Raw genomic sequence first — 12,871 nt, forward strand, 5'->3', positions numbered from 1 at the left:
CTTTTAATTGCTCAATACGAGTTTAAATTGCTGGTAAACGACTTTATTTGCTTGTTACATACAGTTCTTTAACTTACCAACCCTTACTCCACCGTCACGCTCTTCGCCAGGTTCCGCGGCTTATCTACGTCATGCCCAAGAGCCAGCGACGCATAGTAGCTCAACAACTGCAGCGGCACGACGGACAATGCAGGGGACAGCAGGTCAAGCGTCTTAGGCACATAGAAAACCTGATCAACCGATTTCGCCAGCTCCTCTTCACCTTCAGCCGCAATACCGAAGACGTTTGCTCCGCGCGCCTTGACTTCCTTGATGTTGCTGACCGTCTTCTCGAACAAGTCCGACTGGATCGCAAGCGCGATAACCGGGATGCCCTCTTCGATCAGTGCCAGCGTACCGTGCTTCAGTTCCCCCGCTGCATACGCTTCGGAGTGGATGTACGAGATCTCCTTCAGCTTGAGCGATCCTTCAAGCGCTACGGCATAATCCAGACCGCGGCCGATGAAGAACAAGTCTTCATGCTCGGCGATTTGCTTCGCATAGCTCTCGATAGCCGATGAATCCTTCAAAATCGCTTCCACCTGCTCAGGCAGCTTACGCAGCCCAGCAATGGTTTCGGCGATTTCGTCCGCGGATACCGTACCCAGCGTTTGCGCCAAGTAGAGACCCAGCAAGTAGAACGCGATCAACTGCGAAGTGTATGCTTTTGTCGAAGCAACGGCAATCTCCGGACCTGCCCATGTCGTAATCACGTCATCCGCTTCGCGGGCCGCCGAGCTGCCGACAACGTTCGTAATCGCCAGTACACGGGCGCCGCAGCGCTTTGCTTCGCGCAAAGCTGCGAGGGTGTCTGCCGTCTCACCGGACTGGCTTACGACGATCACCAGCGTATCCTTCGTAATGATCGGCGTACGGTAACGGTATTCCGAAGCTACGTCCGTCTCAACCGGAATCCGTGCAAGCTTCTCAATTACATTTTTACCGATCAGGCCGGCATGATACGCCGTACCGCAAGCCACAATATGGATGCGGCTGATCGCTTGGATATCTTCCTTCGACATATTCAGCTCGTTCAGAACAACACTGCGGCCGTCCGCCGAAAGGCGGCTGCCCATCGTGTCACGGTAAGCCTTCGGCTGCTCGTGAATTTCTTTGAGCATAAAGTGATCGAATCCGGCCTTTTCCGCTGTAATAATATCCCAATCGACATGGAAGATTTCCCGGGAAATGAAGTTTCCTTCCAAAGTCATCAGTTCGACAGCATCTCGTGTCAAAACAGCCATTTCGCCGTCGTTCAGGATGTATACGTTGCGCGTATGCTCCAGAATCGCCGGAATATCGGAGCCGATAAAGTTCTCGTTCTCACCGACACCGATGATCAGCGGGCTTGCATAACGAACTGCTACCAGTTTATCCGGCTCATACTCGGTCAGTACCCCGAGAGCAAATGCGCCCGTCATCCGCTTCACTGCGTCGCGCACGGCTGCAACGATATCGCCTTTGTACAGGCTGGCCACGAGGTGGGCAATGACTTCCGTGTCGGTCTCGGACACGAATACACGGCCTTCCGCGATCAGCTCTTCCTTCAGTGCCAAATAGTTCTCAATAATACCGTTGTGGACAACCGAGAACTTCATCGAATTATCCGTATGAGGATGCGAGTTGACATCCGACGGCTTGCCGTGCGTCGCCCAACGGGTGTGGCCGATACCTGCAGTGCCTTCCAGCGGCTTCTTCTCCAGCTCGGATTCCAGCACGGCCAGACGGCCCTTCGCTTTCTTCACTTGCAGTCCGTCCTTCGTGAACACTGCCACACCGGCCGAATCGTAACCTCTATATTCAAGCTTTTTCAAGCCTTCAGTTAAAATCTCCTGCGCATTCCGATCACCAATATAGCCAACAATACCGCACATAGTCGATTACCTCCGTTATAGGACATGATGCGCTCGGGACTACCAAAGTCCCTACTTATTCACTTGGCAGTCCCGAACGGATAAATGTAAACAGCTCCAATTACACAACAAAACAAAGCCTTTCATCAAGAGTGATGCTGAAGTCCTGTCAGCCCGGTCGCCCGCGGCCTTTTGCCCTTCAGCTTACGGCGCACTCTACGCACCGGAAGGTCCCCGCCGAATCATTCGAACACCTTCACCTCGTCAACTTCGCTCATACCGGCACCCATCGCTCGCAAGCAAGCCGCATCGGTTCACCGCGCCAAGGCGAAGTTCTGGCGCTTTTGTTGCCGAAACCCCGATCCACCTTTCTATCTCAAAGTCACATAGTAACATCATATGCATTCTGGGCGCTTTGCGCAACTATGAATTTTCACCATATTTCCATCCAAAGTCTCAAATAGACGGAAAAACCCCCGGTACGATAGACCTACATCGTTACCGGGGGCCTCAGTCAAAATTTTCTTTAGGCAAGCTCCCGGCGAATCACATCGGCGATCTTGCTGACATAGGCCTCTACTTGTTCCTTTTCAGGTCCCTCCGCCATAACGCGAATGAGAGATTCCGTGCCGGACGGACGAACGAGTACCCGGCCATTGTCGCCCAGCTCAGCCTCGACCTCGCGGATCGCCGCGGCGATCGCTTCGTTATCCTTCCAGCGGCTCTTATCCGCTACGCGAACGTTGACCAGCTGCTGCGGATACTTGCGCATAATGCCCTTTAGCTCACTCAGCTTGGAACCTGACGCCGCGAGCGTGTCCGCCAGCTGGAGCGCCGTCAGAATGCCGTCTCCGGTCGTATTGTAATCCAGGAAAATCACATGCCCGGACTGCTCCCCGCCCAGATTATAACCGCCCTTGCGCATCTCTTCCATCACGTAGCGGTCGCCGACAGCCGTTTGCGTCGCTTTCAGCCCCGCCTTCTCGATCCCCTTAAAGAAGCCGATGTTGCTCATTACCGTCGTAACGATCGTGCTATGCTTGAGCTTACCCGCTTGATTCATCGCATATCCGCAAATGCTGAGAATATAGTCTCCGTCAACTTCGGCCCCTGTCTCATCGATTGCGATCAGTCGATCGGCGTCACCGTCGAAGGCAAGTCCAAGATCGGCGCCCTGCTTAAGCACTTCTTGCTGCAGCAGCTCCGGATGCGTCGAGCCGCAGCCTTCGTTAATGTTCAAGCCGTCCGGCGAAGCCCCGATCGTCACGACCGTTGCGCCAAGCTCGCGGAATACGCGCGGCGCAAGCTCATATGCGGCCCCGTTCGCGCAATCGAGCACGATCTTCTTGCCGCTGAACGATTGCGATACGGTCGATTTCAGGAACTCGATATATTCATATTTCGCTTCTTCATTCAAAGTTACCGTACCGATGCCGCTGCCCACCGGACGCGGCAGCGTATCGACTTCCGCATCGAGCAGCTCCTCGATCTCAAGCTCCGTCTCATCAAGCAGCTTGAAGCCGTCACCGCCGAAAAACTTAATCCCGTTATCTTCTACCGGATTGTGCGAGGCGGAAATCATTACTCCTGCGTCCGCCTTCATCTTCCGGGTTAAGTAAGCGACGGCCGGTGTCGACACAACGCCAAGCTGAATGACGTCAGCGCCGATGGACAGAAGCCCCGCGACAAGCGCCGACTCCAGCATCAAGCCGGATATCCGGGTATCTCGTCCAATCACGACCTTAGGACGCTCCACTTGTCCAGCCAGGACGTATCCGCCGCAGCGGCCAATCTTGTAAGCAAGCTCCGGAGTCAGCTCGCGATTCGCAACGCCGCGTACTCCGTCCGTTCCAAAATATTTCCCCATAAGTGTATTAGCTCTCCTCTGTCTATCTTTTTGTGTTTTTCCATCATACGCCCATGAGGCGGAAATGGTGTATCGGCAATTCTGTTACTGCCCGGCGGCAGGTGTGCCAGTACTAGCTGCGGGAGTACCGGCGTCTACGCCAGGGTTACCTGTCCCGGTATCGCCGCCGGTCGCCGGCGTACCGCCGGCTGCGCCGCCCGCGGCAGCCCCGTCGCCTGTCACTCCGGCTCCAGCCCCTACACCTGCTCCCGCCGCTCCGGGCTTCGCCTCAATCTCTACCGTGGCCCGAAGCTCCGGCGTGAGCCCCCGCTGCACGAACGCCGGCAGGTTGAGCATAACCGGTACATCATGCCGCCCCGGCGGAAGATTACTGACGTTGACGAGCGCTTGAATATCCTGCTGCGACAAGCTGTCGAGAATGGATTGCGCGCCGTCCAGCAGCAGATTCACATGCCCCGTCTCCGGCACCGCGATCTTCGTATCATAGGCGTCATTTTGCCCGATGATCGTCAGCGGCACATTCTCGAAAGCCTTCGTCGTCGTCGGCACAATTTCGACGCGGACCTTCAGCTGCGGAGGATCGACTTGCGTTACCGCCCCCCTCAGCGGCATCGTCATGCTCAGCTCTTTCGATTCGCTCAGCCCCGTCAAATCGATATCCGGCCCCTGGTAAAACTCCAGCTTATCGACATTCTCCTGCGTTCCGTATACCGTAACCTTGTCCTTTTCCGGCGTAACGCTGGCGACACTGAAGCCCTTGGCGGGAATGCCGATATATTTGAGCTGAAGCGGCACCGTCTTGAAGGGGCTGGTGATCGGCACCTCAACGTCAACGACTGCCGGATTAATATCGACTGTCAGCTCTCGGCCGTTCTGCCCGATCGCCTGCAGCTTCACCTGCTTCGACACCGCCGAAGTCGCTTTATCGACGTTGATCTCCCCGACTACGCTGTCGACTTCATCCAAGCGGGAAGCCGGCAGCGTCACATTTACTTTATTCGGCTTCACGATCGGTTGCCCGGCCTTTAGCCCGGTGCCCGGCGTCCCTCGTACGTTAATGACGACAGGCACCTCTTTACGCTCCTGTTTCTCCAGCGTGACCTTCACTCGATCCGGAATAATTTGAACCTCGACGGAAGAAGGAAATCCGATCGCCTGAAGCGGCAAAGTATGCTCGCCCTCCTTGACGTTCGTCAGATCAAGGACGACTTGGTAGCTGACCGTACTCACCTTGCGGAGCGCGCTGTCCCTGCCCTTCAGCAGCACCGTAACCTTCGACGGCTCCATCGACGAGATCAAATATTGACCGGCATCATATTTGGGCGTAATGCTCACTTCATTGATTTTATCTTCGCGAATGCCGCTCGACACCGACGTAGTGCCTGTGTTCATTTCCTCCAAATGCACAATTCCCCACAGCATAATCCCCAGGATCAGCGCAACCACACGTACGACGTTCGTATTGCCGAGCCACTTATCCATCCTGCTTGCCCCTCCATTTCCAGAAAGGGTACTTGTCCGTCGTCTTCTTCGGCTTCAGCTCGGCAAACAGCTTGTCAATCAGCGCATCCTCCTGCACATCCCGCAAAATGTGACCGTTCAGCGTCACCGACATTTGTCCCGTTTCCTCCGAGACGACGACGCACATTGCATCCGATACCTCGCTCATGCCGATCGCAGCGCGGTGACGCGTTCCTAGCTCCTTGCTGATGAACGGATTTTCCGACAACGGCAAATAACAGCCTGCCGCCATAATTTGTCCGCCGCGAATAATGACCGCCCCGTCATGAAGAGGCGTATTCGGTATGAAAATATTAATGAGCAGCTCCGAAGAAATCCGCGACTCCATCGGCGTACCGGACTCGATATAATCCGTGAGGCCCGTCTCCTTCTCGAATACGATCAGGGCTCCGATCTTTCGCTTGGCCAGATGGGATACGGCCTTGGCTACCTCATCGATGCGCTCGTTAATCGCCTGATCTTCCTCCGAAAAGCCGCGGCTGAACAGCTTGCCCCGTCCGAGCTGCTCGAGAGCTCTCCGAAGCTCCGGCTGAAATATGATAATCAAGCCCACAACGCCGAATGTAAACATCTGACTCATCATCCACTGCAGCGTCTTCAGCTCGAACAACGTGCTTAGCACCCATGCGCCGACAACGACAATGATGCCTTTGAGCAGTTGAATCGCTCTCGTTCCACGAATGAGCAGAATGAATTTATATATGACATAACTGACTATCACGATATCTACAACATCGTTGATCGAAAATCCATCCAGAAAATCCACCCGGAGTCCCCCTCACGGCCCGTTGAACCACGCTGTTTTCTCTCTCTGTCTATGTTACATGATACCATATTCACAGCAAAAATCCTCCCCTTCTTTGTGAAGAAAGGGAGGAACTTTCAATGAAGCGATCTCAATGGGTAATCGCCGTCGCCCAATCGTTCAGCTTGTACCAGACGTAGTCCAGAGCCTGATCGACTTTCTTGTATTGTCCAGCGATCCGTGCCGTTGATGCCATATTCACCGTACCGTCGATCACAGTCAGATTGCCGCTAACCTCGCCTTCGACCTGCACTTCTCCGCCTTGCACCATTAAGTTGCCGCGCACCGTCTGTCCGGCCGGTACGATAACCGTATTGCCGCGAATTTGCACATGCTCCAGATCCGTTCCTTTGACGATCAGCTCCGAATCCTCGTTCCACATGGTAGCGAAGCTGGTCAGCATGACCAATGCGAACACCGCCGCGACCGACGCGGCCGGATGGCGCCGCACCCAGCGCAGCCAAGCACCGCGCCGCTTCGGCATCGGAATGCCGTTCATGATCCGGGCTGTCAGGTCGCCCGGTACGGGCACCGGCGTCAAGGAGCGGACGAGCGCTTCCGTTCTCTCGAATTGTTCGAACATGGCTCGGCAGTCCCTGCATGTCAACAAGTGCTCTTTAAGCTTAGCGGCTTCAGGGCCGCTCAAATCCCCGTCCAAATATTCGTGCATCCAAGGGATGGCATCTTTGCAGTTCATATTTGAGGCCACTCCTTTCCTTCCAGAGACCTAGTGTATTATCATACGTAAGGATGATTACGCGCGTTTCAAAAAAAATCAGTCCATTTTTTCTTCTCCAGCTTCTCCAGCTGCTTGCGCAGAAACTCCCGGCCGCGATGCACCCGTGTCTTGACTGTCGTTACCGGCATATCCAGCACGTCACCGATCTCCTGCAGCGACATGTCCTGCAAATAACGAAGCACAACGACCGATTTGTATTTGTCCGGCATCGCCTCGATCGCCCCCCGGATATGCTGCTGCGTCTCGGACAGTATCACTTGATCTTCAGGCAGCGCTTCGTCGCTGGCCAGCATCGAATACCAGTCTCCGCCGTCGCCTTCCGGCAGCTCCGCATCAAGCGAATAATTCGGCTTTTTCTTACGCAGCCTGTCGATACATAAATTCGTCCCGATCCTAAAAATCCACGTCGAAAACTTTTGCGTTTCGTCGTATCGATTCAGATTCAAATACACGCGCAAGAACGTCTCTTGTACCGCATCCTCCGCTTCCTGGCGATTACCTAGCATTCGGTACGCCAGGTGATAAATTTTGTCCTTATACAGCTGGACCAGCTCCTCGAAAGCGGATCGGTCACCGTTTCGTGCAAGCTTCGCCAACCGCGTTTCAACTGTGTGCACGGATCTACTCCTCCAACCCGGATGACGGCCTCGCTGCAGCAGCGTTCGCCGTGCTATCCCCTTCTAGTCCATACGTGCTTCCTTCACATTTGGTTTCAACTCCGCCGCTACGATCCCCAGTAAAATGAGCAGCATACCGAGCCACTGCATCACGCCTACAGGCTCACCGAGTATCACATATGCTGCAATAATCGCTACCGGCAGCTCCACCGAGCCAATCATCGCCGATAACGAGCTGCCGATGCGCGGAATCCCGACATTGAACATAATCGTTGGAAGCACTTGCCCGAACAATCCGATCAGCAGCCCCCATGAAAGCAGAGGCACCCAATGCTCGGAATGAATGTACGTCAAAGGCGGATATAAAATAAACAGCACCGGCAGGGTAGCCGTCTGCATCAGCGCCGATTTCATGAACGGATCCATATCCGTCTTGACCCGGCCGGCAAAGAATAAGAACGTGCTGTACGTCATAGCCGACAACAGCCCGAACATAATCCCTTTAATACTGACGCGGCTCCAATCCGAAGTAAATAAATCTACCGCAAGAATAGTCCCTGCCAAAATTACCGCGATCGCTCCGATCTGACGGCGTGTCGGGGCGCGTCTGGAGACGACGCTGTCCATCGCCATAGTGATCCATGTAAATTGAAACAGCAGCACGATAGCTAAAGAAGCATTCAATTCGGAGAGCGCAATATTATAAAATACCGTCGTCATCAGCAGGCCGAAGATCCCTACCAAACTCAGCTTTATCCACGGCCCCCGGAACGGATTCGTCCAGGCTGAGCGCACACAAAGTACGACGACCCACAGCATAAGTGTTCCGACAGTAACCTGGGATAGTGTTACTTGTCCGTCGTTAAACCCTGCTTCATAGACAAGCTTAATACAGGATGACAGTATCCCGTAGCTGGATGCTCCGATGATGACGGCCAAGATGTAAAACCAGCGGAAGCTATTCATATCGACATGCATATTCCTTTCCGGCGTGCTGTGTCATATTCGAATCATTTGAACAAGCAATATTCTTAGTATGCCAGCTTTCCGCAATATTTTCCAGTCATATGAAAAGGCCATCCGTCCCGAAAGACGAATGGCCTTATTGGATTAGCCGGTATTTCGAAGCCCCGCGGCAATTCCGTTAATCGTAAGCAATACCTCGCGCAGCAATTCCGCGTCGTCTTCATTCTTGTCACGCAGAGAACGCAGCTCGGTGAGAAGCTCGACCTGTAAATAGCTCAGCGGATCTACATAAGGATTGCGGAGCCGGATCGACTCTTGAATGACCGGTACGTTATCCAGAATGTCCTGTTGACCCGAAATATCCAGCAGCAGGTTGGAAGTGAGTTCATATTCCTGTTCGATCAAGGAGAAAATACGGTTCGCTACCGCTTGATCCTTAATCATGCGGCCGTACTCTTTGGCGATCAACAGGTCGGCTTTGGCCAGCGCCATCTGCAGACTGTCGATCATTGAACGGAAATATGGCCACTGCTCATACATTTCCTTAAGCTTCTGAAGGTTTTCCGATTTGCCCTGTACGAAGCTCTGCAGCCCCGTACCGGCGGCATACCATGCCGGAAGCAGATAACGGCTCTGTGTCCAAGCGAACACCCAAGGGATCGCTCTAAGGTCCTCAAAGCGGTCGCTGTTCTTCCGCTTGGATGGACGGGAACCGATGTTCAGCTCACCGATCTCCGGCAGCGGAGTCGATTCCTTGAAGAACGTCAGGAAGTCCGGGGCGCGGAAAATAAGATCCTGATACTTCCGCTGCGCGTTCTCCGAAATCAGCTTCATGATCTCGCTCCATTCCGGCTCCGACGGATGCGTCTGCGGATTGCGCGACTGAACCGCTGCCGTAATGAGCGCCGATGTGGCTTGCTCCAAGCTTCTGTAGGCGATTGGCTGCAAGGAGTAGCGGGACGACAATACTTCGCCCTGCTCCGTAATCTTAATACCGCCGCCAAGCGTATCCGCAGGTTGAGCAAGAATGCTTCGGTTGAGCGGCATTCCTCCGCGTCCTAAAGCTCCGCCTCGGCCATGGAAGAACTTCAGCTTGACCTGATGCGACTTCCCGACTGCCGTAATGTTGCGCAATGCCATCCGCAGCTCCCAATTCGCTGTCAGCATGCCGCCGTCCTTATTGCTGTCGGAATAACCAAGCATGATTTCCTGAAGCGGAGCTTCATCGTCCAAGCTGCCACGGAATGCGGGAATGGCAAACAATGTATTCATAATCTCCGGTGCGGCATGCAAATCGTCAATGGTTTCGAACAGCGGCACTGACTGAATCGTGCAAGTCACTTTTCCGTTCGACTCGCGGCGGTACAACCCGGCTTCTTTAGCGAAGACGAGCACCTCCAGCAAATCGCTGGCGCCTTGCGTCATACTGATCAGATAGCTTTGAATGCAGCTGCGGCCGAACTCTTTCTGAGCTTTGGCAATCGTTTTGTAAACATTCAAGCATTCCTGCGTCGAGTCCGAATAATCGAGATATAGCGAAGTGATCGGACGCGGATCGTTCAGTACGTCGGTCAGAAGCTTGATTTTTTCTTCCTCCGACAGTGCTGCATAGTCCGGCGTAATGCTCATCTTGGCCATAATCTCGGTCATGGCGTTCTCATGCTCTTTGCTGTGCTGACGAATATCGAGAGTAGCAAGGTGGAAGCCGAACAGCTCCACTTGACGAACCAGCTTTGCAACATAATTATCCGCTACATAATCCGCATAATGGGAACGCAGGCTGCGTTCGATAATGAGCAGATCCTTAACAAACTCCGCGGGAGACGAGTATTTTCGCTTCTCATCAACGGAAGAATCACCCGCATTGTGAATTTTCTCAATCATGTAGGTGACTTTAATTCGATACGGTTCCTTCGCATTGCGCCATACATCGGCCTGCTTCAGCTCCATCTGCTCGCGGTCATCCTGAATGGATTGGAGCAGTTCGTCACTGACATTCACGATGTTCTGGCTGAAGCTCACGTGCGACATCAGCTCGCGAAGAGTCTCTTCATATTTCCTGAGAGCGAGCTGACGCTGTAAGCCGAGGGTTTCCCAAGTCACGTTGGCAGTTACGGACGGATTGCCGTCACGGTCGCCGCCGATCCAGGAGCCGAAGCGAAGGAAGCCTGGGACGTGCCATTTCTCATCCGGGTAATATTTGGTCAGGCAGCGCTCCAGCTCGTAGTATACTTCCGGAAGAACGTCGAATAACGTTTCATCAAAGAAGTACATGCCGTTGCGTACCTCATCGATAACGGTCGGCTTTCTGTCGCGAAGCTCATCCGTCTGCCAAAGCGTCAGCACTTCGCCGACCAGCTTCTCTCTCAGCTGTTCCCGCTCACGATAGGTAAGGGTCGGATTGTCCAGCTTCATCACATCTTGTGCGATACGCTGATGGATATCCAAGACAACGCGCCGCATCGCTTCTGTCGGGTGAGCGGTCATTACCAGCTCAAGAGACATCGCCTGAAGAATCTCCTTGACTTCTGCTACGGGAATATTTTTGTTACGAAGCTCTTGAACAATACTCTCGATGGATCCGGGCTGTACCGTCTCCCCGGAGCTGTGCTCGTAATCCCGCTTGCGCCGGATGCGATGATTCTGCTCGGCTATATTGACTAGCTGAAAGTAAATTGCGAAGGCACGGATAACTTGATGACGTACCCCCGGCTCAAGCGTACGAACCGTGTTCTTGAATTCATCATATATTTCCGGGACGAACTGCGCACGAAGCGACTTACTCATCTCGCGGATTTTCTCGACGGTATCTAGCAGCTCGTGGCCGCCTTGGTGCACCAGCACTTCCCCGAGAATATGACCCAGAAAACGGACGTCGCGACGAAGCAAATTGTTCGTCGTGCTTTTGGACAGCGCATTGACTGTTTCCGGCATGTTCACACCTCATATTCTTATCGTGCTCTATTGCTTTAAAGCAATTTCATTCATTATATTTTATCATAATCCACATCGGTGATGTAGCTTTTTTTCAAGAAAGTTTCAAAAAAAAAGCATACAAAGCAAAAAGGACCTTATTTGGTCCTTTTTGCTTGTCATTGAAGCGGGTGATGGGAATCGAACCCACGCTACCAGCTTGGAAGGCTGGAGTTCTACCATTGAACTACACCCGCATATTAACCCACAAAAGTACGAATAGCTTCAAAGCAAATTCGGTCACTGTTGCCGGGGCAAAACATAATGGTCGGGACGACACGATTCGAACATGCGACCCCCTGGTCCCAAACCAGGTGCTCTACCAAGCTGAGCTACGTCCCGTAGTATGGAATTGATCTAAATGGCGTGCCCTGAGAGATTCGAACTCCCGACCTTTTGATTCGTAGTCAAACGCTCTATCCGGCTGAGCTAAGGGCACATATGGAGCGGAAGACGGGAATCGAACCCGCGACCCTCGCCTTGGCAAGGCGATGCTCTACCGCTGAGCCACTTCCGCATGCGGTATTATTAAAGTGGTGCGCGTAGAGGGACTTGAACCCCCACGGTCGCCCGCCAGATCCTAAGTCTGGTGCGTCTGCCAATTCCGCCATACGCGCTTATAACGTGAGCCATGTAGGACTCGAACCTACGACACCCTGATTAAAAGTCAGGTGCTCTACCGACTGAGCTAATGGCTCATATACTGGGGATCAAGGATTCGAACCTTGGCATGACGGAGTCAAAGTCCGTTGCCTTACCGCTTGGCTAATCCCCAATATCGTGGTGCCGCCGAGAGGAATTGAACCCCCAACCTACTGATTACAAGTCAGTTGCTCTGCCAATTGAGCTACAGCGGCATATGATGGTGGGCGCTGACGGGATCGAACCGCCGACCCTCTGCTTGTAAGGCAGATGCTCTCCCAGCTGAGCTAAGCGCCCATGTTAATGGGTCCCCGCAAAGTAATCGGAATATGCTTTATCAGCCTAACGTCACTTTGTGGGGATAAGTAGTGACCCGTAGGGGATTCGAACCCCTGTTACCTCCGTGAAAGGGAGGTGTCTTAACCCCTTGACCAACGGGCCCCATAAGCTTCCAACCGGGATCGAACCGGTGACCTCATCCTTACCATGGATGCACTCTACCTACTGAGCTATGGAAGCGTGGCTCCCCGAACAGGACTCGAACCTGTGACAACTCGATTAACAGTCGAGTGCTCTACCAACTGAGCTATCAGGGAATATCGCTTGGCGGCGTCCTACTCTCCCAAGACCCTGCGGTCTAAGTACCATCGGCGCTGGAAGGCTTAACGGTCGTGTTCGGGATGGGTACGCGTGGTTCCCTTCCGCCATTACCACCAAACGTTTGCTTTGTTTCAGGGAGTTGCACCCTGAAAACTAGATACGAAACAGTTTGCGTAGATTCTTTGGTTTTGTTATTTGGATAAGCCCTCGACCGATTAGTATTCGTCAGCTCCACGCATTGCTGCGCTT

The 12,871-nt window shown here is 53.5% G+C and carries 8 protein-coding genes, 12 tRNA genes and 1 rRNA gene; all 21 read right to left on the bottom strand.

What is annotated here, in order from left to right; translation table 11 throughout:
• Positions 1-83: 83 nt before the first annotated feature.
• The 21 genes from glmS to rrf all read right to left on the bottom strand — a co-directional run bounded on the left by glmS (position 84) and on the right by rrf (position 12,740).
• Entirely contained in the window at positions 84-1,913 is a 1,830-nt protein-coding gene (gene glmS / locus ACFFK0_RS14965; RefSeq protein ID WP_377471074.1) for a glutamine--fructose-6-phosphate transaminase (isomerizing), read from the bottom strand.
• 505 nt (positions 1,914-2,418) lie between these two features.
• The gene (glmM, locus tag ACFFK0_RS14970) at positions 2,419-3,759 is read right to left on the bottom strand and encodes a phosphoglucosamine mutase (RefSeq protein ID WP_377471075.1); all 1,341 of its coding nucleotides are present in this window, start codon (positions 3,757-3,759) and stop codon (positions 2,419-2,421) included.
• 84 nt (positions 3,760-3,843) lie between these two features.
• Positions 3,844-5,241 (bottom strand): CdaR family protein, encoded by a 1,398-nt coding sequence (locus tag ACFFK0_RS14975; protein ID WP_377471076.1) that lies wholly within the window; start codon positions 5,239-5,241, stop codon positions 3,844-3,846.
• Complete coding sequence (cdaA, locus tag ACFFK0_RS14980) at positions 5,234-6,046, bottom strand: diadenylate cyclase CdaA (protein ID WP_377471077.1); 813 nt, start codon at positions 6,044-6,046, stop codon at positions 5,234-5,236. Before cdaA ends, ACFFK0_RS14975 begins: the two co-directional genes overlap by 8 nt.
• Positions 6,047-6,176: 130 nt before the next feature.
• The gene (locus tag ACFFK0_RS14985) at positions 6,177-6,782 is read right to left on the bottom strand and encodes a zf-HC2 domain-containing protein (protein WP_377471078.1); all 606 of its coding nucleotides are present in this window, start codon (positions 6,780-6,782) and stop codon (positions 6,177-6,179) included.
• A 68-nt stretch (positions 6,783-6,850) separates the two neighbouring features.
• A complete protein-coding gene (gene sigW / locus ACFFK0_RS14990) occupies positions 6,851-7,441 on the bottom strand; it encodes an RNA polymerase sigma factor SigW (RefSeq protein WP_377471079.1) in 591 nt (196 codons plus the stop codon).
• Positions 7,442-7,504: 63 nt separating this feature from the next.
• Positions 7,505-8,407 carry an EamA family transporter gene (locus tag ACFFK0_RS14995; protein WP_377471080.1) on the bottom strand — a complete coding sequence of 301 codons (903 nt, stop codon included), beginning with the start codon at positions 8,405-8,407 and terminating at the stop codon, positions 7,505-7,507.
• Between the two features lie 144 nt (positions 8,408-8,551).
• A complete protein-coding gene (ppc, locus tag ACFFK0_RS15000) occupies positions 8,552-11,341 on the bottom strand; it encodes a phosphoenolpyruvate carboxylase (protein WP_377471081.1) in 2,790 nt (929 codons plus the stop codon).
• Between the two features lie 165 nt (positions 11,342-11,506).
• Positions 11,507-11,577 (bottom strand) — tRNA-Gly (locus ACFFK0_RS15005).
• A gap of 68 nt (positions 11,578-11,645) precedes the next feature.
• Positions 11,646-11,722: transfer RNA gene (locus ACFFK0_RS15010), tRNA-Pro, on the bottom strand.
• Between the two features lie 20 nt (positions 11,723-11,742).
• Positions 11,743-11,819: transfer RNA gene (locus tag ACFFK0_RS15015), tRNA-Arg, on the bottom strand.
• 3 nt (positions 11,820-11,822) lie between these two features.
• Positions 11,823-11,897, bottom strand: a tRNA-Gly gene (locus ACFFK0_RS15020).
• A 17-nt stretch (positions 11,898-11,914) separates the two neighbouring features.
• Positions 11,915-11,997: transfer RNA gene (locus ACFFK0_RS15025), tRNA-Leu, on the bottom strand.
• Positions 11,998-12,005: 8 nt separating this feature from the next.
• Positions 12,006-12,078, bottom strand: a tRNA-Lys gene (locus tag ACFFK0_RS15030).
• A gap of 5 nt (positions 12,079-12,083) precedes the next feature.
• Positions 12,084-12,155, bottom strand: a tRNA-Gln gene (locus tag ACFFK0_RS15035).
• Positions 12,156-12,161: 6 nt separating this feature from the next.
• A tRNA-Thr gene (locus ACFFK0_RS15040) sits at positions 12,162-12,237 on the bottom strand.
• A 6-nt stretch (positions 12,238-12,243) separates the two neighbouring features.
• Positions 12,244-12,319 (bottom strand) — tRNA-Val (locus ACFFK0_RS15045).
• Between the two features lie 72 nt (positions 12,320-12,391).
• Positions 12,392-12,463, bottom strand: a tRNA-Glu gene (locus ACFFK0_RS15050).
• 5 nt (positions 12,464-12,468) lie between these two features.
• Positions 12,469-12,541, bottom strand: a tRNA-Thr gene (locus ACFFK0_RS15055).
• A 1-nt stretch (position 12,542) separates the two neighbouring features.
• Positions 12,543-12,618, bottom strand: a tRNA-Asn gene (locus ACFFK0_RS15060).
• A 5-nt stretch (positions 12,619-12,623) separates the two neighbouring features.
• A 5S ribosomal RNA gene (gene rrf, locus ACFFK0_RS15065) occupies positions 12,624-12,740 on the bottom strand.
• Positions 12,741-12,871: the final 131 nt, after the last annotated feature.

The sequence above is a fragment of the Paenibacillus chartarius genome, assembly GCF_042432825.1.
GTDB lineage: Bacteria > Bacillota > Bacilli > Paenibacillales > NBRC-103111 > Gordoniibacillus > Gordoniibacillus chartarius.

Excerpts from the sequence above, each read along its gene's own strand:
- ACFFK0_RS14985 (WP_377471078.1), bottom strand. The coding sequence starts at position 6,782 with ATGAACTGCAAAGATGCCATCCCTTGGATGCACGAATATTTGGACGGG.
- ACFFK0_RS14975 (WP_377471076.1), bottom strand. The coding sequence starts at position 5,241 with ATGGATAAGTGGCTCGGCAATACGAACGTCGTACGTGTGGTTGCGCTG.
- glmM (WP_377471075.1), bottom strand. The coding sequence starts at position 3,759 with ATGGGGAAATATTTTGGAACGGACGGAGTACGCGGCGTTGCGAATCGC.
- ACFFK0_RS14995 (WP_377471080.1), bottom strand. The coding sequence starts at position 8,407 with ATGAATAGCTTCCGCTGGTTTTACATCTTGGCCGTCATCATCGGAGCA.
- ppc (WP_377471081.1), bottom strand. The coding sequence starts at position 11,341 with ATGCCGGAAACAGTCAATGCGCTGTCCAAAAGCACGACGAACAATTTG.
- glmS (WP_377471074.1), bottom strand. The coding sequence starts at position 1,913 with ATGTGCGGTATTGTTGGCTATATTGGTGATCGGAATGCGCAGGAGATT.